This window comes from Vibrio pomeroyi (genome assembly GCF_024347595.1).
In the GTDB taxonomy this organism is placed as follows: domain Bacteria; phylum Pseudomonadota; class Gammaproteobacteria; order Enterobacterales; family Vibrionaceae; genus Vibrio; species Vibrio pomeroyi.
Genome location: NZ_AP025506.1, coordinates 3,222,862 through 3,245,985, shown reverse-complemented (window position 1 = coordinate 3,245,985; position 23,124 = coordinate 3,222,862). Strand labels below are relative to the sequence as shown.

The window sequence follows — 23,124 nt, the reverse complement described above, 5'->3', positions numbered from 1 at the left end:
TTATTTCCTTAAACTTCTCTCAATATTAGGGGGGATTTGAGCACTGTAGATTCGGCCTCTTGAGTGGGCTTTATTCATCTAGACGCTTACCTAAATTCTAAAGGTTAGATCTTTTTAATGGTAATGAACTAAGCGACACAGATCTCACTTACTATGTCGACTCAATTTGTTTTGCATTGCCGCTCGCTTTTAATCGTCATTTAATGATAATGAGTGCAAGTAGTTTGATTTAGACATGGTTCATTTAGCCAAGCGTTTGGAAGCAATTTATGCATATTCATATCTTAGGAATTTGTGGCACCTTCATGGGTGGTGCTGCGGTATTGGCTCGTCAATTAGGTCACAAGGTTACCGGTAGTGACGCGAATGTTTATCCTCCGATGAGCACCTTATTGGAGTCTCAAGGAATTGAAATTATTGAAGGGTTCGACCCTAGCCAATTAGAGCCAAGACCAGACCTTGTGGTCATCGGTAATGCGATGAGCCGCGGTAATCCGTGTGTTGAGTATGTATTGGATAACAACCTTAGATACACATCTGGCCCGCAGTGGTTGCAAGAGTTCTTGCTGCACGATCGTTGGGTGTTGGCCGTATCCGGTACGCATGGCAAGACGACAACATCTAGCATGCTAGCTTGGATATTAGAAGACTGTGGCTATGCGCCGGGCTTCTTAGTGGGTGGTGTATTAGGTAACTTTGGTATCTCAGCTCGTCTGGGCGAAAGCATGTTCTTCGTGGTCGAAGCTGACGAATACGACAGTGCTTTTTTCGATAAACGCTCTAAGTTCGTTCATTACCATCCAAGAACCTTGGTCATGAATAACCTTGAATTCGATCATGCTGACATCTTCGATGATCTTGAAGCGATCAAGCGTCAGTTCCATCATTTGGTGCGTACCGTACCAAGCAATGGTCGCATTTTCTCACCTAAGCAAGACATAGCTATTCAAGATGTTCTATCTCGCGGTTGCTGGAGTGAGGCTGAATCGAGCGGTGAACTTGGTGATTGGGATACCAAGAAGCTAGTTAAAGACGGCTCTAAGTTTGAGGTTTACTTCCAAGGCAAATGTGTTGGTACGGTAGATTGGGATTTAGTCGGCGACCACAACGTTAACAACGCCTTAATGGCGATTGCGGCGGCAAGGCATGTGGGTGTGACACCTGACTTAGGGTGTGAATCGTTGGCGAAGTTCATTAACACCAAGCGCCGTTTGGAGTTTAAAGGTGAGGTGTCAGGTGTGTCTGTTTATGATGATTTTGCACATCACCCAACCGCGATTGAACTTACGCTCGGTGGTTTACGTAATAAGGTCGACACGAAAAAAATCATTGCCGTTTTAGAGCCTCGTTCTGCCACCATGAAGCGTGGTGTGCACAAAGAAACCTTGGCTGATTCGCTAAAGCAAGCGGATTCTACCTACTTATTCCAACCGGATAACATTGATTGGTCTGTACAAGATGTCGCAGATGCTTGTCATCAGCCTGCACACGTCAGTAATGACATGGATGCATTCGTTGCTAAAATTGTCTCAGAGGCACAAGCGGGTGACCAAATCTTGGTAATGAGTAATGGTGGCTTTGGTGGTATTCATCAGAAATTGTTGGATGCGTTAGCCCTTAAAGGTTAACCCAATCCAAGACCTTATAATTTGACGTAACTGAGAACATGACAAAACACGATAAAGCGATAACTCTTGCTTTCACTGGCGCATCAGGTGCGCCTTACGGACTGCGTTTACTCGAATGCTTACTGGCAGCCGATTATCAGGTGTATTTACTGATATCGTCGGCTGCGCGAGTAGTCTTAGCAACAGAGCATGAACTTAAGTTACCTGCTGGACCGGAAGCTGCGAAACAAGCTTTGGTTAAGCATCTCGGCTGCGACCCAGAAAAGTTGGTGGTGTGTGGTAAAGATGACTGGTTCTCACCAGTTGCATCTGGTTCAGCTGCGCCGAAGCAGATGGTGGTGTGTCCGTGTTCTGCGGGCAGCTTGGCTTCAATTGCTCATGGCCTATCAGATAACCTGATTGAGCGAGCAGCAGACGTAGTCATGAAAGAGCGAGGTCAGCTGTTATTGGTGGTTCGTGAAACACCATTTTCGACGCTTCACCTAGAGAACATGCACAAGCTCTCAACCATGGGCGTGACAATCATGCCTGCGGCTCCGGGCTTTTATCACCAACCTAAATCGATTGACGACTTGGTTGATTTTATGGTGGCGCGCATTTTGGACCATCTTGGTATCGAGCAAGGTTTAGTGCCACGTTGGGGTTACGATCAACGTAATTGATCCAAACTTGATAGCTTATTGTTAAAATTCGAATTACAATTCTGAACACTCATCGGGGAGCGAACCATTCAAATAATGAATGCGAGCTGAGATCAAGCACATGCTTGGGACCCGTAAACCTGAACCAGATAATGCTGGCGTAGGAATTGAGTTAGGAACAACCTCTACCGTTCTCCTCCCTCAAACCTGTGCCGCTCAGACCATGGAGAGCGTCCAGTGAAATTCACATTAACTACCCTTGCTGTTACTACAGCGATCTCTTTTTCTGCCTTCGCTGCAGACAACACTTTGACTGTATACACCTATGACTCTTTTGCTGCGGATTGGGGCCCTCGTCCTGCCGTTGAAAAAGCATTTGAAGAGAAGTGTGGTTGTGATGTGAATTTTGTCGCGCTTGAAGATGGCGTGTCTATTCTTAACCGCTTGCGTCTTGAGGGCGGTAACAGCAAGGCTGACATCGTATTAGGTCTAGATAACAACCTAATGGCTGAAGCGAAAGTGACGGGTTTATTGGCTGAGCACAAGGTTGATACTTCATCAGTAACACTGCCTAATGGTTGGGATGACAATACCTTTGTACCTTATGACTTTGGTTACTTTGCCTTTGTATATAACACCGATAAACTAACAAACCCGCCTAAGAGTTTGAAAGAGCTGGTTGAGCAGCGTGATGATCTGAAGGTTATCTACCAAGATCCACGCACTTCAACACCTGGACAAGGCATGATGTTATGGATGAAATCGGTTTATGGTGATGAAGCAACGGTAGCTTGGAAGAAGCTGGCTCAGAAAACCGTTACGGTAACCAAAGGTTGGTCTGAAGCTTACTCTATGTTCCTAGAAGGTGAGTCTGACTTGGTTCTGTCTTACACAACTTCTCCGGCTTACCATATCATTGCAGAGAGCGATTCTAAGTACGCTGCAGCGAGCTTCGAAGAAGGACATTACACTCAAGTTGAAGTAGCCGCTAAGGTTAAAGGCAGCAAGAACGAAAAGCTTGCTGATGAGTTTATGGCGTTTATCCTAAGTGATGAATTCCAATCGGCGATGCCTACAGGTAACTGGATGTACCCAGTAACGGCTGTCGAGCTACCAAAAGGCTTTGAGCAGCTAACAGTTCCACAGAAAGCATTGAGCTTTAGTTCTGAAGAGATCGCAGAGAAGCGTAAGCCTTGGATTCGTGAATGGCAGAGTGCACTTACTTTTTAATTTACTTTTAAAAACTCGCTTTCTGTATTTAAAGGTTCATCCGTGATGTTTGGAGTGAACCATTTACGGTAAAAAATCAATTTATGATAAAGAAAACACCTAAGGTCGGGATCTGGGTTGCGATACTCATTACCGCCTTCGTGGTTTCAGCAGTTGGGGCATTGCTTAGCAATGCCCCTTCTCTTGATATCAGCCAAGTATGGTCCGACCCTTACTATTGGCATGTAACGAAATTCAGCTTTTATCAAGCGACACTCTCAACAGTGCTGAGTGTTGGCTTTGCTATACCTATTGCACACGCTCTGTGTCGCAGACAGTTTTTTGGACGAGCCTTGTTGTTAAGGCTATTCGCGTCGACCTTGGTTCTGCCCGTATTAGTCGGCGTGTTTGGTTTGCTAGCGATTTACGGCAACAGTGGTTGGTTCGCTAAATTCTTGGCGAACTTCGACATTGAGCTACCATTCTCTATTTATGGCTTGAATGGTATTTTGTTGGCGCACGTTTTCTTCAACCTGCCTTATGCCAGCCGTTTACTTCTACAAGCGTTAGATACTGTGCCGGCTGAGCAGCATAAACTGTGTGCTCACTTGGGTATGAGTCATTGGAATAAATTTAAATGGGTTGAATGGCCGAGGCTAAGACAGCAGTTGCCGCATGTGTGTGGCTTGGTCTTCATGTTGTGTTTCACCAGCTTTGCTACCGTGATGGCGCTGGGTGGTGGTCCGAAATCAACCACCATTGAGCTCGCCATCTATCAAGCAATCAAATTTGACTTTGACCTGCAAGCTGGCGCGTTACTCGCGATATGGCAAATGCTGTTGTGTGCTGTATTAGCGGTGAGTATTCAGCGTTTGTCTAAGCCTATATCTGTGACGGCTAGTCAGCTGTCGGAAGAGAAGTATTTGGTTAAGGACAGCTGGTGGTCAAAAGCTTGGGATAGCTTTTGGATCATCATAGTCTCAATGCTGGTATTGCCGCCATTAGCCATGGTTATTCTAAGTGGTGTTAACTCTCAGGCGCTCACTGTACTGAGCAGCGAGCCATTTTGGGCAGCGTTAATGACCTCGGTTCGTGTTGCTTCCCTCGCAAGTATTATTGCCGTTGGTATTGGTATCGCGATCTTGCTAACCAGTCGCGCATGGCGTTTGCAGAATAAGAACTTTAGAGCGGATAAGATTGAGCTGATTGGCACTATCATTTTGGTGACGCCGGGCTTGGTGATAAGTACAGGCCTGTTCTTATTATTGCGTTCATTTACTGATGTGTTCAGCTTGGCTTTCTTTATCGTGATTGCCGTAAACAGTTTGATGGCGTTGCCTTACGTGATTAAAACCTTGGCTCAACCTATGCTGCATCTTTCTCAGCAGTATCAGTATGTGTGTGCAAGCTTAGGAATGACAGGGTTCACTCGTTTTAGACTGGTAGAGTGGCGTGCGCTACGTAAACCAATGGCGCAAGCACTCTCAATCAGCTTTATGCTGGCGATGGGTGACTTAAGTGCGATTGCCTTGTTTGGTAGCCAAGACTTTAGAACTTTGCCTTTGTATCTATTCCAACTGTTAGGTAGCTATCAAATGGAAGCGGCGGCAGTGGTGTCAGTGAGTTTGCTGTTACTGAGTGTGGGCAGTTTTAGTCTGATTGAATTTTTGTTTACTCGAAGCTCAAAGCTAAAGAGTTAAGGAACCGATGATGTTAGTGATGAAAGATGTGGATTACCACTATCACCAAGAGTTGTTTAGTTTTGATTTCCAAGCAGAGCAGGGCGACATTGTTGCTCTAATGGGACCAAGTGGTGCGGGTAAATCAACGCTACTTGCATTGGTTGCTGGGTTTATTGAGCCGACATCGGGAAATATCTCGGTGGCAGGACAATCATTGATTGGCAAAGAAGCGCACCAACGCCCGCTGGCGATGTTGTTCCAAGAACACAATCTATTTGCTCACCTCACTGTGCGTGAAAATATTGGCTTAGGCTTGCATCCGGGGTTAAAGCTTACCGCAACCCAAAAGCTCGACGTTGAGCAAGCGGCTGCACAGGTGGGTGTAGCGGAGTACTTAGATAGGCTGCCTGAACAATTGTCTGGTGGGCAACGTCAGCGTGTCGCACTGGCGCGTTGTTTTGTTCAACCACACGATATTTGGCTGCTTGATGAACCTTTCTCTGCGCTTGACCCTTTGCTACGCGAAGAGATGTTGAGCTTGGTAAAACGATTAGCAGCAGAGCGCAACATTACCGTCTTGATGGTGACACATCATTTGGGAGATGCTCGCAGCATTGCGAACAAGTTTGTGTTTGTGGCACTGGGGAAGGTGTTGGTTGAAGACTCGATAGCCGAGCTTACCGCTGACCACCCACAACCAGAACTCAGTTCGTTTGTGAAAGCGGGTGAGTGATAGCTTAGTTTTAACATTGAATATGTTGTGATACTGAGTACGTCGAAAACAAAAAGACCTAGCATGCGCTAGGTCTTTTATTATCTTACAGAGTAAAGCGACAAAGATTAGTCTTCTAGCTTTAGCTCTTTTAAGATTTGGAAGATTTCACGAGAAGCCTTTGCTGGCTTGTTCGCTGATTTCTCTTTGTTAGCTTGGCGAGCTAGCTGACGAAGACGCTGACGGTCTGCTTCAGGGTACATGTCCATGACTTCTGAAATAGCAGCATCGCCTTCAGCAACAACGCGATCACGCAGTTGCTCTAGCTTGTGCAGTTCAGCGGTTGCTTGCGAGTGCTTGTTACGCACTTTATCCAAAGCCGCTTGAATTGGCTCAGGATCAACATTGCGCATTACTTTACCAATGTATTGAAGTTGACGGCGCTTCGCTTCATTTTTAAAGCGTTGTGCATCTTTAATCGCTTGTGCCAAATCTTCAGACAGAGGAAACTTGTCTAATACAGAAGGCTTCAGGGAAACAAGTTCTTCCCCCAGTTTTTGTAGCGCTTCCATGTCGGTTTTCATTTCTGTCTTACTTACCCAGATGATTTCTTCTTCTGGTTCCCATGGGGCTTTTTGGTTTTTGCGAGCCATCTTTTCTGCCTATGTCACTATCTCAAACGAATATATTGCCTATTTTAGCAAGAATCTTGGGGAGAAAGCGAAATTCTTGTTATCCTACGTAATATTGACCTACAAAATTAGAATAGATATGGATGTAAAACAGCAAGTCGCCCAGCAAAGAGTTGAGCTAGAAGCCGCAGTAGCAAAAGCGTTGGACATGGCCTCTGTGAGTGCCGACGCCGCTGAAGTTGCTATTACTAAGTCAACGGGTTTAAGTGTTTCAACACGTATGTGTGAAGTAGAAAACGTTGAATTTAATAGTGATGGTGCACTTGGTATTACTGTTTATCGCGGCCAGAAAAAAGGCAGCGCATCTACATCTGATCTGAGTGAGAAGGCGATTGCTCAAACGGTAGCAGCCGCGCTTGATATCGCTCAGTACACGTCTGAAGACCCGTTTGCAGGTCCTGCAGCAAAAGAATACATGGTAAAAGAAATTCCAGACTTGGATCTTTTCCACCCTGACGAGCCTAACCCTGACTATGCCGCTGAGATTGCGATTGCAGCTGAGAAGCAAGCGCTCGCTTATAGCGACAAGATTAAACAGAGTGATGGCGCAAGCTACGACAGCCACTACGGCGTTAAGGTTTATGGTAATAGCCATGGCTTACTAGCAAGCTACGCTTCAAGTCGTCATAGCACGAGCTGCTGCGTGATTGGACAAGGCGCTAATGGTGAAATGGAACGTGACTATAGCTACACCGTGGCACGTCACCGTGACGAACTGTGGACGCCTGAGCGTGTAGGTCAGGAAGCTGCAGAAAAGACGATTAGCCGTTTGGATGCGAAAAAGCTACCAACAGGCCAATACCCAATTATGTTCGCTAACGATGTTGCGACAGGTCTTATCGGTCATCTTGTGATGGCGATCAGTGGCGGTAATCTTTACCGCAAGTCGTCGTTCTTGTTGGATCATTTAGGTCAAAAAATCCTACCTGATTGGTTCAATATCTCTGAGCGTCCTCATATCCTGCGTGGTTTGGCTTCAAGCCCATTTGATAGCGAAGGTGTGTTCACTCAAGATCGTGAAATCATCACTGATGGTGTGTTAGCGACTTACCTGCTAACGAGCTATGCCGCACGCAAGATGGATATGACGCCAACCGGTCATGCTGGTGGTATTCATAACTGGTTCGTTAAATCGACCGGTCAAAACTTCGAGCAGATGCTAAAAGAGTTGGGGACTGGCTTCCTAGTCACTGAAGTGATGGGGCAAGGCGTAAACACAGTAACGGGTGATTACTCTCGTGGCGCTGCAGGTTTCTGGGTTGAGAACGCAGAGATCCAATACCCAGTATCGGAAGTGACGATTGCGGGTAACCTAAAAGATATGTTTAATCAGATCGTTGCAGTCGGTAACGATGTTGAAACGCGTTCACAGATTCAAACAGGTTCTATCTTGCTTGAGTCGATGAAAGTCGCGGGCGAGTAATTCAATTCAATCTGATGAATTAAAAAAGGGAGCCAATGGCTCCCTTTTTGTTTTCTGTATTTCGTCAAAAAATGGCTAGCTGCTTATGATAACTAGATCAGTATGGTTGCTAAGCCTAGGAACACCGATAGGCCAATAACATCAGTAACTGTTGTGAGTGCCATACCACCTGCCAATGCCGGGTCGATATTCATCTTCTTCAGCATCACAGGGATGGTTACACCAGCGATACCAGCGACAATCAAGTTGGTCATCATCGCTGCTGAGATGATGCCTCCCAGTATCCAGTTACCTTTCCAAGCTACCACGATACCACCAATGATAACGGCCCATAGAACGCCGTTGAGGAAGCCGATTGCTGCTTCTTTTAGTAGTAGTTCGCGTTTGTTACTGTCACCGATATGACCGAGCGCTAAACCACGAATCACCAGTGCAACGGTTTGGTTACCGGCAACCCCGCCCATAGAAGGTACGATAGTCATCAGAACTGCAATCGCTGCCATTTGGTCGAGCGTTGCTTCAAACATATTGGAAACAGATGCCGCCGCCAATGCCGCGAGTACATTAGCACCAAGCCAGACGCTACGACGACGAGCGGATTTTACGACCGGAGCGAAGGTATCTTCGTCATCGTCCATACCCGCCATACTCATCATTGAGTGTTCAGCATCTTCACGGATAACATCAACCACATCATCGATGGTGATACGACCCACAAGGTGCTGGTTACTATCGACGACAGGTGCAGAAACCCAGTTACGACGTTCAAACAGGCTCGCGATATCTGAAGCACTGGTTTCAACCGCGATCGCTTCGTCGGCATCATCCATCACTTCTGATACTGGAACATCAGGCTGAGTTGTGACTAGCGTAGTAAGCGATAGGTTACCGATAAGACGTTCTTCTTCATCGATAACATACAGCGCATCGGTTGCATCGGGCAATTCACCACGCATTCGCATGTAGCGTAATACAACGTCGACATCGACATCACCACGAATCGTGATTACGTCGGTATTCATGATCGCACCCGCTGAATCTTCAGGGTACGACAGTGCGGTTTCAACTAGAGCACGATCGACGGAGTCCATTTGAGAAAGGACTTCGCGAGAAACATCGTCGGGTAGGCTTCGAAGTACGTACGCGACGTCATCGGTTTCCATGCCTTCGGTTGCTTCTGCCAAGGTCTCGGGTGCCATTTTTGACACAAGAGCATCTTTGACGTCTTCGTTTAGTTCATCAAGAATTTCACCGTAGTCTTCTGGATCGGTGAGTTGCCAGAGTACGTCACGACTTTTGCGAGGGGAGGCTTCTAAAAGGTGTGCAATATCCTCAGGTTCCATGTCCTGAAGTTGTCGGCGTACGTGAACAAATCGGCCGTTTTCTAGGGCTTCGCTGACTTCTTGGAGGGTTTGGTGAGCTTGGTCGAATTCTAATTGCTCTGCCATATTTTCCTCCTATCTCATTATTCTAACAATGCTTGGAATAGTAACTTAATTCTGGGGCTTATTTAAATCATAAACTTAGGTAGAACTAAGATTTAATATTGGTTGGTTCGCTGTTTGAGTTTTGGGTGTTGTAAACGAAGCGCTTTCGCTACTCACCTTCATCAAACTTGTCTTCAATTAGATGACAGACGGCATCCAGTGCTTGCTGTGAATCGGTGCCAGCAGCTTGAATGGTAATGTGTTGCCCCTGTGCTGATTCCAGCATAAGCAGGCCCATCACGCTGTCTGCTGTCGCGCTTTTATCTTCTTCACTATGGATAGTGATGGTCGCATCAAAGCTTTGTGCAAGCTCAACCAACTTTACGGCTGCTCTAGCGTGAAGACCCAAGCGGTTTTGGATCAGTACAGTTCGAGTTAATTCCATGGTTAGCCCTGTTGGTGCTTCTCTAGGGAGGCGTGTCTGATTTGAACTTGGTGGCCAAGTTGTTCGAAGTACTCACCAATTTTCTGAGTTAGATAAACCGAGCGATGCTTACCGCCAGTACAACCAATCGCGACTGTTAAGTAGCTGCGATTATTCTTTTCTAACATTGGCAACCACTGCTCAACAAAGCCTTGAATCTGTTGCTTGAGTTCAATTACTTCTGGGTGTTTTTCTAGGAAAGAGTGAATCGGAGCATCGAGGCCCGTTAATGGTCGTAAATCTGGTTCCCAATGAGGGTTAGGCAAGAAGCGAACATCAAACACATAGTCAGCGTCACTTGGCAGGCCATACTTAAAACCGAACGATTGAAAGACAATGATCAGCTCTTGCTTCTCTTTGCCTTCAACTTTAAAGCGAACCTTTTCACTCAATTCATAGAGGTTGCAGTCACTACTGTCGATCACAATGCTGGCTTGTTCAGCAAGAGGTGTCAGGAGTGTCTTTTCTAAATCAATCGCTTGTTCAAGAGAGAGCTTTTCTCGGCCGATTGATAGAGGGTGGATTCTGCGTGTTTCGCTGTAGCGCTTGAGTAACGTCTGCTTGCTTGCATCGAGGAACAAGACGTTCACGTCAATATCAGTGGCAGCTTCAAGTTGCTCTAGCGTGTCTGTGACTAACTGAGGTTCTTTCGGTAGGTTACGAATATCAATGCTCACGGCTACGTTTTGATTGATCTCGCGTACCGATTCGACGAAGTCGTTGAGCAGATTTACGGGTAGGTTATCAACACAGTAATACCCCAAGTCTTCAAGGACTCGTAGCGCAACACTTTTACCGGCCCCGGATTGGCCACTAACCACGATTAATCGCATGTTATTGCTCGCAAGTTGGCACTTGAATCATGATGTCGTAAAGCTCTTGATCGCTTTGAGCATTACGCAACTGTTTAAGAGTCTGCTTGTCGTTAAGTCGTTCTGCCATACATGAAAGGGTTTTTAGATGCTCCTTACACTGTTCACTTGGAACAAGCAGAGCAAATAGGAGGTCGACAGGACGATTATCAATAGCATCGAATTCGATTGGGTCTTGGCATTGCAGTAATACAGCAATCGCTTTATCACTGACATTCATACGAGCATGGGGAATAGCAATGCCATTACCAATACCTGTACTGCCCATTTTCTCACGGCTCAACATGCACTCAAACAGTTCTGTTGAATCTTGACCACAACTTTCTGCTGCGATCTGACTGATGAGCTCAAGGGCTCTTTTTTTGCTTGTGCATTGGACTGCACTTTTGGTGCAGTCCAATGAAAGTACTTCGCTTAATTGCATGTTAGTGACTACTTAGCTTTTCTTTGTGCTTGTTGAGTTGGCGAACGAGTTTATCAACCAATGAATCAATCGCGGCATACATGCTTTCATCTGTTGCTGTCGCATGGATTTCCCCCTGATTTATATGCAGGGTAGCTTCTGCGATTTGATTGATTTTCTCAACTTTTAATACAACCTGAACGCTATTGATATGATCAAAGAAGCGCTCAAGTTTGTCGAATTTGGTGTGAACATAGTCTTGCATTGAATCGGTAAGATCAACGTGATGGCCTTGAATATTGATTTGCATAGACTTTCCTTTTCAGTTGGTTACCTAGTTATAAAAAATAGCCGACTTAACTACTGGCTAAATTATTTTATAACAGGCGTTTACGCTGACTCGATGGGGCAATGCCCAGAGACTCACGGTATTTCGCTATCGTACGTCTAGCTACCTGAATTCCTTGGTCAGCCAGTAAAGCAGCAATCTTGCTATCACTTAGAGGTTTCGCGGTATTTTCTGCCGCGACGAGCTTCTTAATGAGCGCGCGAATTGCTGTAGATGAACATTCACCGCCATTGTCAGTACTGACATGGCTTGAGAAAAAGTATTTAAGTTCGAAGATGCCACGAGGCGTGTGCATGAATTTTTGAGTCGTCACACGAGAGATTGTGGATTCATGCATATCAACGGCTAATGCAACGTCGTTAAGCACCATAGGCTTCATCGCTTCTTCGCCATGTTCGAAGAAATCACGCTGATGTTCAACAATGCATCGCGCAACTTTGAGTAGCGTCTCATTTCGGCTTTCTAAGCTTTTGATTAGCCACTTCGCTTCTTGCAAGTTTGAACGGATATATTGGTTGTCAGCGCTGTTGCCTTTGCTACCTAGATCGGCGTACTGCTGATTCACTTTCAGCTTAGGCACGCTATCAGGGTTAATGGTCACTAACCATTTGCCAAGGTCTTTGAATACAGACACATCCGGAACCACATATTCGGTTTCATCAGGTGTAATCTTGCTGCCAGGTCGTGGGTCCAGTTGTTGAATAAGCTGTAGAACTTCACGCAGTTCTGCTTCTTTCAACTTAGTCTCTTTGATAACGAGTTTGTAATCACGATTACCAAGTTGGTCGATATGGCTAGTAAGCACTAACTTAGCTTCTTCAAGCCAAGGTGTGTCTTGTGGGAAGGTGGCCAGTTGCAGTAACAAGCAATCTTGCAGGTTCACCGAGCCAACGCCTAATGGATCAAATTGCTGAATTCGTTTGCGAACGGCTTCAATCTCATCAAGCTCGATCTCTTCGTTATCGAAGTTTTCAAGGATGTCCTCACAAGATACGGTGAGGTAGCCATAGTCGTCGATGGCATCAATGAGCGCGAAAGCAATGCTTCGGTCAGTATCTGTGAAGGGGGTTAGATCGAGTTGCCAAAGTAGGTAATCGTGCAGGCTTTGTGTGGTCTCGCCTTGATAAACAGGCATGTCATCATCAATCGCAATGCCAGTGTTACCGGTATTTGCGCTGTAGACATCTTCCCAAGTGGTGTCGATTTCGAGTTCGTTGCCAATCTCTGATTTTTCGATTAAGTCTGAGCTATCAGGTAAGTCTTGCTCTGTGGCTTCAACTGTTTCTTTCTCGTCACTGCTAGGTTTTTCTTCCGATGTTGGCGTATCTTCATTGCCTTCTTCGACATCGAGTAGTGGGTTAGATTCAAGTGCTTCTTGGATCTCTTGTTGCAAATCTAAAGTAGACAATTGCAACAAACGAATCGCTTGCTGCAATTGAGGAGTCATTGCTAACTGTTGGCCTAGCTTAAGTTGTAATGAGGGTTTCATTCAGTGTTACTTACCTAGTTATTATTCTTAGAACTCTCGATACTCTCTATATAATCATAGACGGAATTGTTCGCCTAGATAAACTTGTTTAACTTGTTCGTTATTGAGAACATCTTCAGGAGTACCCTCAGCGATCAGGTGTCCTTGGCTTACGATGTAAGCTTTTTCACACACGTCTAAAGTTTCACGAACGTTGTGGTCGGTAATCAAAACGCCCAAGCCGCGATCGCGCAGGTGAACAATGATTTTTTTGATATCGATTACTGAAATTGGGTCAACACCGGCGAATGGTTCATCCAATAGAATGAACTGCGGGTTTGCTGCTAGAGCTCGAGCAATCTCAACACGACGACGCTCACCACCCGACAGAGCCATACCATTACTAGTGCGGATATGTTGGATGTGGAATTCTTCTAGCAGGTCTTCCAGCTTATCTTGACGCTGTTCGTTGGTCATCTCATCACGGGTTTGTAAAACTGCCATGATGTTGTTCTCTACAGACAGCTTACGGAAGATTGACGCTTCTTGAGGCAGGTAACCGATACCAAGACGTGAACGACTGTGCATTGGCAAGATACTAATGTCTCGGTCATCAATACTGATGGTGCCTTCATCACGCGCAACCAGGCCAACAATCATGTAGAACGACGTGGTTTTACCTGCACCGTTTGGTCCAAGCAGGCCAACGATCTGACCTGACTCCACCTGCAAGCTAACGTCGGTTACTACCTTACGCTTGCTGTATGTTTTCGCTAGGTTTTTTGCTTTTAAGACAGCCATTGTTACTTATTCACTTCCGTTGGTTGTAGAACCGTTGACACTCGTTTGTTCTCACCACTGTCAGCGACTAATTTCTGAGAGCCGATCTGGTAAGTGATCTTAGAGCCACGAATGATGCTGCCATCTTGAGATAGCATCGCATTCTTGGTCATGATCAATCGGTCAGCAACAAGCTGGTAATGCAGGTCGTCAGCCTCACCGTAGAGTGTCTTCCCGTCGTCAGTAAGCTGAGAGAAGGTTGCTGGCTTACCGAAGCCTTGAATTTCTTCAATCTCACCATTTACGGCGTTACGAGTAACAATAACCTTATCGGCATTGATGTTGATGCTACCTTGCTTAAGGTTTACATCACCAAGGAAAGTCACTTGGTTACTTTTCATATCCAATTGCTGGCTGTCTGAGTCAATGTAGACAGGCTGCTCGCTATCCGAAGAAAGAGCATAGACATTAGGCGCCGCAAGGGTCAAAGCGAATAAACTAAGGTGTAAGAGTTTCATATCTACCTTGAACAGAATTAAAGAGGGTTGCATTGTTGGTACCGAAGTTACCCTTCATTGCTTGTCCCTCAGTTTCAAAAAATGTACCGATCATATGGACCGGAGTCTCTGAATAAAAATCTCGGCTAGTCAGCTCAACAACCATTTTATCTGTGGTCATCGTATCGAAGCTCGCTTCTGGCAGCAGGTTCTTTGCCACTACGTTGTCATAAAAAGTGACAACTTGATTCTCATCCATAATCGCGCGATCAGCAGTGACTTGCCATTCAATCGTGTGCCCTTCACGGAATACCGAAAGGACTGGGTTTTGAAAGTGCGTGTCGCCAACCACTGAGTAGTGTTCTAAATAGGTCGATTCAACTTGATAACTACGGATACCAGATTGGTCATAGCTAATGTTGTTCAGACTTTTGCCACTAAACGCGGGCAGCTCCAAATTTGGAGCCACTTGTATCGTCGATGTTTGCTCTTTGTCGTACAGATAATAGGTCGACCAAGAGGCAATAAATATCAGTATTAAATAGATAATACGAGTAAAACTCATATGCTTAAACCTTTATGCACGTCGAGTTCATTTCTTGCTTGTAAAATAAGGTCGCAGACTTCACGTACAGCACCATGACCACCGTTAATGGTTGTCACGTAGTTTGCACGCTTTGCAAGTAGCGGGTGACCATCTGCTACACATACCTTCAAGCCAACTTTTTCCATTACAGGCCAGTCGATCAGATCGTCTCCGATGTAACCTGTATTTTCAGGGCTTACAGAAAGCTTATCGCAAATATCTTTGTATGCCTTAACTTTATCGTCTTGGCCTTGATAAATAAGTTTGATACCGAGAGCCGTCATTCGATTTTCAACAATCTGAGATTTACGGCCTGTGATGATTGCGATTTCAATGCCTGCGTTCATCAGTGATTTGATGCCGTAACCGTCACGAGTGTGGAAGGTTTTCAGCTCTTCACCGTTGTTGCCCATGTAGATGCGACCATCTGAGAATACGCCGTCTACATCGCAAATTAAGAGTTTGATCTCTTTTGCTACTGCAAATACATCAGCATCGACTGTGCCGTAGAGAGTTTCGACTGTCTGTGTCATTACATTACTCCTGCTTTCAGTAAGTCATGCATGTTTAGCGCTCCAACCAGTTTACCTTCTTGGCACAACATCAAGCCATTGATGCTCTTCGCTTGCATCAAGTTTAGGCCCTCAACCGCAAGCATGTTGGGTTCAGCTACCGTCGGATTAAGTGTCATTACATCGCCGATCTGAGTGTTATGAATATCAACGCGTTTATCTAAGATACGGCGTAAATCACCATCAGTAAAAATACCGGCCATTTGACCATCTTGATCCACGATGGCTGTCATACCCAAGCCTTTCTGAGATATCTCTAGTAGAGCGTCCCTTACTAATGCGTCGGGTGCTACAACAGGAAGTGCATCGCCTGTATGCATGATGTCGTCGAGCTTCAACAACAGTTGACGCCCTAAAGCGCCACCTGGGTGAGACAGTGCAAAATCTTGAGCAGTGAAGCCTCGCGCTTGTAAAAGAGCAACGGCTAATGCATCACCCATAACCAAAGTTGCTGTGGTACTTGTGGTGGGTGCTAAGCCTAGTGGACACGCTTCTTCTGGTACTGAAATTTGTAAATGGATATCAGATAAGGTCGCCATGTTCGATGCTGGCTTACCTGTCATGCTGATAATCTTTATGTTCAGGCGCTTTAATACTGGGAATAGGCTGAGGATCTCTCCTGATTCACCTGAGTTGGATATCGCAATCACAATATCACCCGGCTCGATCATGCCTAAGTCACCATGCGCAGCTTCACCTGGGTGTACAAAGAAAGCCGATGTACCAGTACTTGCCAGCGTTGCCGCGATTTTGTTGCCAATGTGGCCTGATTTGCCCATACCCATCACAACAACTTTGCCTTTGTTGTTCAAGATAAGGTCACAAGCCTTGCAGAAATCATCATTAAAATATTGGTCTAATTGAGTAAGACCTGCAACTTCGGTTTCCAAAACTTGTTTGGCAACACTGCGATAATCAAATGGCTGAGACATCAAATACTCCAAGTACGGGAAGTTAAATCAACAATTAAGCCGACATGTTCATTAGTAGGTAACTTTGGTAGGCCACGAACGTCACGATTAACACGCCGCCTTCAATACGATTCACACTGCGTGATTTTCCTAGTGCCATCACAACAAGCAGTAGTGAGACACCTAGCATTACCCAGAAGTCACGGCCCATTGCAAACTCGCTCAAGATTGAAGGATTCAAGATGCCCGGGATACCCATAACAGCAAGGATGTTGAATACGTTTGAACCGATGATGTTACCCACGGCCATATCGTCTTCACCTTTCATTACACCAGCCAGTGATGCTGCAAGTTCAGGAAGGCTAGTACCAACAGCAATGATGGTTAAACCAATCACAAGGTCGCTCATGCCGAAGAATTTCGCGATGATCACAGCGTTATCTACTAGCATATCAGCAGCTAAAGGTAAGACGATTAGACCAATCACCACCCACATTGCGGCTTTAGGGTTACTGACGCCTTCTGGGATCTCTGATTCTTGTTCATCAAGGAAAGCATCGCCGTTCTTTTTCTCGCTGCGGCTGATTTGCAACATAGCAAACAAAAACGCGGCAAAAAGAACAAACAACAACACGCCTTCATAGAAGCCTAAGTGGTTATCCCACAATAGGGCGCCCGCTAGTAGAGTGACACCGATCATTAATGGTAGTTCACGACGAATCACGCCTGAGCTAATAGATAATGGCTTAATCAGCGCTGTAATACCTAAAATCAGAGCGATGTTGGCGATGTTTGAACCTAAAACGTTACCAACGGCTGTATCTGTTTTGCCATCAAGGGCTGCTGTTGCAGAAACCATCATTTCAGGAGCCGAAGACCCCATTGCTAAGATCGTCATACCGATAACTAGTGGTGAAATACCGAAGTTTCGAGCAAGAGCAGCGGCACCGTAAACCAGCTTATCTGCACTCCACACCAAAAAACCTAGACCGATAATAAGAAACGCAATCGCTTCAAGCATGATGATTCCTAAAAATTAATAAAAAACGGAGAATTAACCGCTAATTTTGACTTGTTGCTAGTTAAAAGGGAAGTCACTCGACAAATTAATTACCAGTTAGTAGTAAAGAAATAGAATCGAATGGATAATTTCTCAATGCTTTCAAATCCCTGCCATACTTTTCTGTTTAATATGAATTAATCGAACAGTGCTTTTAATTCTAAAGTAGACTCATTATTATTGCAGCCATAAATGGCGTTTTTTAAAGCAAGGAAACAACAAAAATATGTTGAACACTGAGCTTGTGAAAGTTAAGAACCTCAGCTTTTCACGCGGTGATCGCGTTATCTTTGATGATATAAGTTTAGAGGTACCTCAAGGCAAGATAACCGCAATCATGGGGCCGTCAGGGATCGGTAAAACGACTTTGCTGCGTTTGATTGGTGGTCAATTGCCGCCAGATGAAGGCGAAGTTTGGTTTGATGGCGACAATATCCCTGCATTATCACGTCGAAAGCTGTATCAAGCACGTAAAAAAATGAGCATGCTTTTCCAGTCGGGTGCACTTTTTACGGATCTCAATGTCTTTGATAATGTGGCGTTTCCACTACGTGAACACACTGAACTGAATGAAAAGTTCATTCGTACCATCGTATTACTTAAGCTTGAGGCGGTAGGGTTACGAGGAGCGGCACAGTTAATGCCGAGTGAATTGTCTGGTGGTATGGCGAGAAGAGCGGCATTGGCACGTGCGATTGCCTTAGATCCAGAACTCATCATGTACGATGAACCGTTTGTTGGCCAAGACCCAATCACCATGGGTGTCTTGGTTGAGCTTATCCGTAACCTCAATCAAGCGTTGGGCTTAACCTCGATTGTCGTTTCTCACGATGTTCCAGAAGTAATGAGTATTGCGGATTGGGTTTATCTCATGGCTGATAGCAAAATCATTGCTGCGGGAACGCCTGAAGAGTTGTACAACAATGACGATCCGAGAGTGCAGCAATTCTTGCAAGGTGAAGCTGATGGCCCGGTGCCGTTTAGATTCCCTGCACAAAGTCTAGAAAAGGATTTGTTTTAATATGATTGCTAAAACTATTGCGGGTGTCGGTAGACGCACACTTGCGATTTGCGAGTCATTTGGTCGAGCAAGCCTGATGTTATTCGGGGCTTTGTTTGGCATCCCGCGACTAAAAAACTTCCCTTTATTAGTAAAACAACTTTATAGCGTTGGCGTTCAGTCATTAGCTATTATTTTAGTTTCGGGTCTGTTCATTGGCATGGTACTTAGCCTACAAGGCTATGTCGTGCTCATCGACTACGGCGCAGAGGGTAACCTTGGTCAAATGGTCGCTCTTTCTCTATTACGAGAGCTCGGTCCTGTAGTGACAGCACTGCTATTTGCAGGTCGCGCAGGTTCGGCGTTAACGGCTGAGATTGGCTTAATGAAAGCAACGGAGCAGATCTCAAGTCTTGAGATGATGGCCGTTGATCCTCTAAAACGCATTATTGCACCACGACTTTGGGCCGGGCTTATCTCAATGCCATTGCTTGCTATGATCTTTATGGCAGTAGGTATTTGGGGCGGTCAGTTAGTGGGTGTTGATTGGAAAGGTATTGACCACGGTAGTTTCTGGTCTGCAATGCAGTCTTCTGTTGAGCTAGGCCGAGATATTGGTAACAGCATGATCAAGTGTATGGTCTTCGCTATCACCGTAACTTGGATCGCACTTTTCAATGGTTATGATGCGGTACCAACCTCTGAAGGTATTAGTCAGGCAACCACACGCACAGTAGTGCACTCTTCTCTAGCGGTATTAGGGCTAGATTTTGTTCTTACCGCATTGATGTTTGGGAATTAATCATGCAACAAACTCGAAAATTAGAATTATGGGTCGGCACCTTTGTTATTGCCGGAATTTGCGCAATCTTAATCATGATCTTTCAAGTCGCTGACGTAAAAGGTATAGGTTCGAACCATACTTATAATCTAAAAGCGACCTTTGACAACATTGGTAGCCTAAAGGTTCGTTCTCCTGTGAAAGTCGGTGGTGTGGTTGTTGGCCGAGTTCAAAGCATTGAACTTGATACTGAGAGCTACCTACCAGTGGTTCAATTGTCTATTGATTCGAAGTACTCACAATTTCCAGATACCTCTAGTGCTCAAATCTTAACGTCTGGCTTAATCGGTGAGCAGTACATCAGCTTGGTGCCGGGTTTCATTTTTGATGATGAGGAGATGTTGGTTGATGGTGACTCGATTGAAGACACCAAGTCAGCATTGGTACTAGAAGATTTGATTGGCCAAGTGCTGTATAGCGTTGGTGGTTCTGATGATAGCGAAGCTAAGGAGTAGGCACATGTTAAAGACGAATAACTTATTCAAGGTATGGTTTCTGACAGCCGTCGCTTTTCTTATGTCGGCTCAAGCTTTTGCTGCAGAGTCGATTGATCGTACTCAGCCATACCAGATGATGACTCAAGTAGCAGAAGTTGCATTTGATCGTTTGAAGAGCGAACAAGACAACATCCACCAAGACCCAGAACTGTTGAAGGTCATTGTGGAAGAAGAGTTGATGCCTTATGTGAATGCACAATATGCAGCACTTAAGTTGCTTGGGCCAAACTTGAAAGGCGCGGATAGAAAAGACGTGCGTGTATTTATCGACTCATTCCGTAAATACCTGGTTTCTTCTTATGCTCAAGTTCTGACTCAATATACCGATCAGACAATTGAATTTGGTCCTGAACCAAAAATCAAAGCGGATAGCCGCATTACCAGTATCAAAGTAGACATCATCGATTCGCCGCGACCTAACATCAAGCTTGAATTTAAGCTTCGCAAAGACAAAAAGTCGGGCGAGTGGAAGGCATTTGATATGGTTGCAGAAGGCATTAGCCTATTATCGAGCAAGCAGTCAGAGTGGAATACTAAGATTCGTCAGGAAGGCATCTTACAAGTTGCCGACGAACTAGAGAAACTGGCCGCACAACCGATTCGTTTTGAGAGTAACAAATAATGAGCCATTCTCAATGGCAAGCACTAAGCTCTAAAGAGTATCAGCTGCTCGGTGATATCGACCGAGACAGTGTCCCTGCAATCTGGCGTATATTGGAAAAGTGGCAAACAACGGAATCGAGCGTTGAAATTGACCTTAGCCATATAAATCGAGTCGATTCAGCAGGAATGGTGATGCTAATTCACTTATTAGAGCATGCAAAAAATCAAAACTGTCATATAATGCTCAGTTTCGTGCCAGAACAATTACGAACGTTGTTCCAATTGAGCAATATCCAGCCAATGATGGCAGAACACATAAAAAATTAGGCAGGAGCTATTTGTGGACAGCACAAAAGTACAAGAATTATTAGCAGAGGCACTGAACCTTCAAGAGATTTTCGTGAAGGGTGAAGGCAGTCATTACGAAGTTGTTGCAGTTGATCCATGTTTTGACGGCATGAATCGAGTTAAGAAGCAGCAACTAATCTACGGCCCACTAATGGAATACATTCAACGCAATGACATCCATGCTCTTTCTATTAAGGCTTTCACGCCAGAAGAGTGGGAACGTGATAAGAAACTGATGTCACTTTAAGGTTTATGATGGAAAAGTTTCGAGTTATTGGATCGGACAAGCCGCTAAGCGGTGAAGTGACGATCTCAGGCGCAAAAAATGCAGCGCTACCTATCTTATTTGCTTCAATTCTTGCTGAAGAGCCAGTGGAAGTGAGTAATGTTCCTCACCTACGTGACATCGATACTACGATGGAACTACTAAAGCGTCTTGGCGCAAAAGTATCACGTAACGGTAGTGTTCATGTTGATGGCAGCGAAATTAATGAATTTTGTGCGCCTTACGATTTAGTAAAAACAATGCGTGCTTCTATCTGGGCTTTGGGTCCACTGGTAGCTCGTTTTGGTGAAGGCCAAGTGTCACTTCCTGGTGGTTGTGCGATTGGTGCTCGTCCAGTTGATCTGCATATCCATGGCCTAGAGCAGCTAGGTGCAACGATTACGTTGGAAGATGGTTATGTTAAAGCAAGCGTTGATGGCCGTCTGAAAGGCGCGCACATCGTGATGGATAAAGTAAGCGTTGGCGCTACGATTACTATCATGTGTGCAGCAACACTAGCGGAAGGTACAACAGTATTAGACAACTCTGCGCGTGAGCCTGAGATTGTTGATACCGCTGACTTCCTAAACAAGCTGGGTGCTAAGATTTCTGGCGCAGGTACAGACACGATTACTATCGAAGGTGTTGAACGCCTTGGTGGTGGTCAACACTCTGTGGTTGCAGACCGTATTGAGACAGGTACGTTCCTTGTTGCTGCGGCAGTGTCTGGCGGTAAAGTTGTTTGTCGTAACACTAACGCTCATCTTCTTGAAGCTGCATTAGCGAAGCTTGAAGAAGCGGGTGCGAAGGTTGAAACGGGCGAAGACTGGATCAGCCTTGATATGACAGGTCGTGAGCTGAAAGCGGTGAAAATCGTAACAGCACCTCACCCTGGCTTCCCAACCGACATGCAAGCTCAGTTTACCCTGCTTAACATGATGGCGAAGGGCAGTGGTGTTATCACTGAGACTATCTTTGAAAACCGCTTCATGCACATTCCTGAATTACAGCGAATGGGTGCAAAAGCAGAAATCGAAGGCAACACGGCTATCTGTGGTGAAACGGAAAAATTGAGCGGCGCTCAAGTAATGGCAACGGACCTTCGTGCATCAGCGAGCCTTGTTATTGCTGGCTGTATCGCTCAAGGTGAAACCATCGTTGACCGTATTTATCACATCGATCGTGGCTACGATAAGATTGAAGATAAACTGTCAGCCCTAGGCGCAAACATTACACGATTTCGAGAGTCTAGCTAACTTAGGTTAGTGAGTTCATGAGTCAGTAAAATGAAAACACAAAAGTCGGAACCTTGGTTTCGGCTTTTTTATAGTTGTATTTACCGCAAGTGAATCTATTGCCAGTGTTTGTGTGAATAGATGAACCCGCTTCGCGGTTGGTGAGGAACAAAATGATAGCAATATTACGTATTTTCGCAGTGGCGATATTTGCGATTCTTATGTTTGTATTTGGATGTGGTTACTGTTTACTGAGCCCACGTAATCCGAAACACGTATTTACCTTTGGCCGTTACTTCGGCCGTATGTCGAAAATTTTCGGCATGAAGTTAGAACTTCGTATCCCAGAAGATGCTTATTCTCGTGGCCAACATGTGTATGTGGCAAACCACCAGAACAGCTGGGATCTATTCACGATTTCATCGGCGGTAACGCCTAAAGTTGTGACGGTTGGTAAGAAGAGCTTAGTGTGGATGCCGCTATTTGGTCAGCTTTACTGGCTGACGGGTAACATCCTTATTGACCGTGCTAACCGCAGCAAAGCTGTAGGTACTATCGATCAGGTAGTGACTAGCCTAAAAGAGAGCGATGTTTCAGTATGGATGTTCCCTGAAGGAACTCGTTCTCGTGGCCGTGGTTTGCTGCCATTCAAAACGGGTGCTTTCCACGCTGCAATTGGCGCTGGCTTACCGATTATCCCTATCGTGTGTAGTTCAACGGGGGGCGTGAAGCTAAACCGTTGGAACAATGGCCATGTGATTGTTGAGATGCTGCCACCAATCAGCACTGAAGGTTTTGATAAGTCTAACGTTCGTGAACTGGCTAACTTAGCTCGTGAGCAAATGGCTGCGAAACTTGAAGAATTAGACAAAGAAGTGGTTGAGCTCAACAAGAAGTAATTGAGCAAAACGCTGAACAATAAAAAAAGGTTGCCAAATG

Annotated in this window: 27 protein-coding genes and 1 riboswitch; of the genes, 14 read left to right on the top strand and 13 right to left on the bottom strand. The window is 45.3% G+C overall.

Features of this window, described 5'->3' with window-relative positions:
- The first annotated feature begins 269 nt into the window (after positions 1-269).
- The 5 genes from mpl (at position 270) to thiQ (ending at position 5,893) form a co-directional block, all read left to right on the top strand.
- Positions 270-1,628: a UDP-N-acetylmuramate:L-alanyl-gamma-D-glutamyl-meso-diaminopimelate ligase gene (gene mpl / locus OCV12_RS14305; protein ID WP_261884927.1), complete on the top strand. Its 1,359-nt coding sequence runs from the start codon at positions 270-272 to the stop codon at positions 1,626-1,628.
- Positions 1,629-1,666: 38 nt separating this feature from the next.
- Complete coding sequence (locus OCV12_RS14300) at positions 1,667-2,290, top strand: flavin prenyltransferase UbiX (RefSeq protein WP_261884926.1); 624 nt, start codon at positions 1,667-1,669, stop codon at positions 2,288-2,290.
- 43 nt (positions 2,291-2,333) lie between these two features.
- A riboswitch (TPP riboswitch) is annotated at positions 2,334-2,453 on the top strand.
- A gap of 53 nt (positions 2,454-2,506) precedes the next feature.
- Positions 2,507-3,499 carry a thiamine ABC transporter substrate binding subunit gene (gene thiB / locus OCV12_RS14295; protein WP_261884925.1) on the top strand — a complete coding sequence of 331 codons (993 nt, stop codon included), beginning with the start codon at positions 2,507-2,509 and terminating at the stop codon, positions 3,497-3,499.
- Positions 3,500-3,582: 83 nt separating this feature from the next.
- Complete coding sequence (gene thiP, locus OCV12_RS14290) at positions 3,583-5,178, top strand: thiamine/thiamine pyrophosphate ABC transporter permease ThiP (RefSeq protein ID WP_261884924.1); 1,596 nt, start codon at positions 3,583-3,585, stop codon at positions 5,176-5,178.
- Positions 5,179-5,188: 10 nt separating this feature from the next.
- A complete protein-coding gene (gene thiQ, locus OCV12_RS14285; RefSeq protein WP_261884923.1) occupies positions 5,189-5,893 on the top strand; it encodes a thiamine ABC transporter ATP-binding protein in 705 nt (234 codons plus the stop codon).
- A 107-nt stretch (positions 5,894-6,000) separates the two neighbouring features.
- On the opposite strand, the gene yjgA is transcribed toward thiQ, so the two are convergent.
- Positions 6,001-6,525: a ribosome biogenesis factor YjgA gene (yjgA, locus tag OCV12_RS14280; protein ID WP_017069408.1), complete on the bottom strand. Its 525-nt coding sequence runs from the start codon at positions 6,523-6,525 to the stop codon at positions 6,001-6,003.
- Positions 6,526-6,643: 118 nt separating this feature from the next.
- On the opposite strand from yjgA, the gene pmbA reads away from it, so the two are divergent.
- Positions 6,644-7,987: a metalloprotease PmbA gene (gene pmbA, locus OCV12_RS14275; protein ID WP_261884922.1), complete on the top strand. Its 1,344-nt coding sequence runs from the start codon at positions 6,644-6,646 to the stop codon at positions 7,985-7,987.
- 92 nt (positions 7,988-8,079) lie between these two features.
- Here the strand turns inward: pmbA and mgtE are convergent, their stop codons facing one another.
- The 12 genes from mgtE to OCV12_RS14215 all read right to left on the bottom strand — a co-directional run bounded on the left by mgtE (position 8,080) and on the right by OCV12_RS14215 (position 17,357).
- A complete protein-coding gene (gene mgtE / locus OCV12_RS14270) occupies positions 8,080-9,435 on the bottom strand; it encodes a magnesium transporter (RefSeq protein ID WP_017632278.1) in 1,356 nt (451 codons plus the stop codon).
- A 148-nt stretch (positions 9,436-9,583) separates the two neighbouring features.
- The gene (locus OCV12_RS14265; protein ID WP_017063734.1) at positions 9,584-9,859 is read right to left on the bottom strand and encodes an HPr family phosphocarrier protein; all 276 of its coding nucleotides are present in this window, start codon (positions 9,857-9,859) and stop codon (positions 9,584-9,586) included.
- Between the two features lie 2 nt (positions 9,860-9,861).
- The gene (rapZ, locus tag OCV12_RS14260) at positions 9,862-10,731 is read right to left on the bottom strand and encodes an RNase adapter RapZ (RefSeq protein WP_261884921.1); all 870 of its coding nucleotides are present in this window, start codon (positions 10,729-10,731) and stop codon (positions 9,862-9,864) included.
- 1 nt (position 10,732) lies between these two features.
- A complete protein-coding gene (gene ptsN / locus OCV12_RS14255) occupies positions 10,733-11,194 on the bottom strand; it encodes a PTS IIA-like nitrogen regulatory protein PtsN (RefSeq protein WP_004738707.1) in 462 nt (153 codons plus the stop codon).
- A gap of 1 nt (position 11,195) precedes the next feature.
- Entirely contained in the window at positions 11,196-11,483 is a 288-nt protein-coding gene (hpf, locus tag OCV12_RS14250) for a ribosome hibernation promoting factor (protein ID WP_009847742.1), read from the bottom strand.
- A 67-nt stretch (positions 11,484-11,550) separates the two neighbouring features.
- A complete protein-coding gene (locus OCV12_RS14245) occupies positions 11,551-13,011 on the bottom strand; it encodes an RNA polymerase factor sigma-54 (protein WP_017632280.1) in 1,461 nt (486 codons plus the stop codon).
- Between the two features lie 54 nt (positions 13,012-13,065).
- The gene (lptB, locus tag OCV12_RS14240) at positions 13,066-13,791 is read right to left on the bottom strand and encodes an LPS export ABC transporter ATP-binding protein (RefSeq protein WP_004735304.1); all 726 of its coding nucleotides are present in this window, start codon (positions 13,789-13,791) and stop codon (positions 13,066-13,068) included.
- 2 nt (positions 13,792-13,793) lie between these two features.
- Positions 13,794-14,288 carry a lipopolysaccharide transport periplasmic protein LptA gene (gene lptA / locus OCV12_RS14235; protein ID WP_017058914.1) on the bottom strand — a complete coding sequence of 165 codons (495 nt, stop codon included), beginning with the start codon at positions 14,286-14,288 and terminating at the stop codon, positions 13,794-13,796.
- Positions 14,269-14,832 (bottom strand): LPS export ABC transporter periplasmic protein LptC, encoded by a 564-nt coding sequence (lptC, locus tag OCV12_RS14230; RefSeq protein WP_017632282.1) that lies wholly within the window; start codon positions 14,830-14,832, stop codon positions 14,269-14,271. Before lptC ends, lptA begins: the two co-directional genes overlap by 20 nt.
- Entirely contained in the window at positions 14,829-15,386 is a 558-nt protein-coding gene (gene kdsC, locus OCV12_RS14225; protein WP_239849236.1) for a 3-deoxy-manno-octulosonate-8-phosphatase KdsC, read from the bottom strand. Before kdsC ends, lptC begins: the two co-directional genes overlap by 4 nt.
- Complete coding sequence (gene kdsD, locus OCV12_RS14220) at positions 15,386-16,357, bottom strand: arabinose-5-phosphate isomerase KdsD (protein ID WP_261884920.1); 972 nt, start codon at positions 16,355-16,357, stop codon at positions 15,386-15,388. The genes kdsC and kdsD overlap by 1 nt, the downstream gene beginning before the upstream one ends.
- 34 nt (positions 16,358-16,391) lie before the next feature.
- Positions 16,392-17,357, bottom strand: coding sequence for a calcium/sodium antiporter (locus tag OCV12_RS14215; RefSeq protein WP_017063737.1), 966 nt, complete (start codon positions 17,355-17,357; stop codon positions 16,392-16,394).
- A gap of 265 nt (positions 17,358-17,622) precedes the next feature.
- Between OCV12_RS14215 and mlaF the strand changes: the two genes are divergently transcribed.
- From mlaF to OCV12_RS14175, 8 genes are all read left to right on the top strand, one after another.
- Positions 17,623-18,417, top strand: a complete 795-nt coding sequence (gene mlaF / locus OCV12_RS14210; RefSeq protein ID WP_123306381.1) for a phospholipid ABC transporter ATP-binding protein MlaF — start codon at positions 17,623-17,625, stop codon at positions 18,415-18,417.
- Between the two features lies 1 nt (position 18,418).
- Complete coding sequence (mlaE, locus tag OCV12_RS14205) at positions 18,419-19,198, top strand: lipid asymmetry maintenance ABC transporter permease subunit MlaE (RefSeq protein WP_017632286.1); 780 nt, start codon at positions 18,419-18,421, stop codon at positions 19,196-19,198.
- A 2-nt stretch (positions 19,199-19,200) separates the two neighbouring features.
- Positions 19,201-19,692 (top strand): outer membrane lipid asymmetry maintenance protein MlaD, encoded by a 492-nt coding sequence (gene mlaD, locus OCV12_RS14200; protein WP_017632287.1) that lies wholly within the window; start codon positions 19,201-19,203, stop codon positions 19,690-19,692.
- 61 nt (positions 19,693-19,753) lie between these two features.
- Entirely contained in the window at positions 19,754-20,356 is a 603-nt protein-coding gene (locus OCV12_RS14195; RefSeq protein WP_239718121.1) for an MlaC/ttg2D family ABC transporter substrate-binding protein, read from the top strand.
- Positions 20,356-20,664 carry an STAS domain-containing protein gene (locus tag OCV12_RS14190; RefSeq protein WP_004735315.1) on the top strand — a complete coding sequence of 103 codons (309 nt, stop codon included), beginning with the start codon at positions 20,356-20,358 and terminating at the stop codon, positions 20,662-20,664. Before OCV12_RS14195 ends, OCV12_RS14190 begins: the two co-directional genes overlap by 1 nt.
- A 13-nt stretch (positions 20,665-20,677) precedes the next feature.
- Complete coding sequence (gene ibaG / locus OCV12_RS14185) at positions 20,678-20,932, top strand: BolA family iron metabolism protein IbaG (protein ID WP_017058924.1); 255 nt, start codon at positions 20,678-20,680, stop codon at positions 20,930-20,932.
- Positions 20,933-20,940: 8 nt separating this feature from the next.
- A complete protein-coding gene (murA, locus tag OCV12_RS14180) occupies positions 20,941-22,206 on the top strand; it encodes a UDP-N-acetylglucosamine 1-carboxyvinyltransferase (protein WP_086715546.1) in 1,266 nt (421 codons plus the stop codon).
- A gap of 152 nt (positions 22,207-22,358) precedes the next feature.
- Positions 22,359-23,084, top strand: a complete 726-nt coding sequence (locus OCV12_RS14175; protein ID WP_050652139.1) for a 1-acylglycerol-3-phosphate O-acyltransferase — start codon at positions 22,359-22,361, stop codon at positions 23,082-23,084.
- The last annotated feature ends 40 nt before the right edge of the window (positions 23,085-23,124 follow it).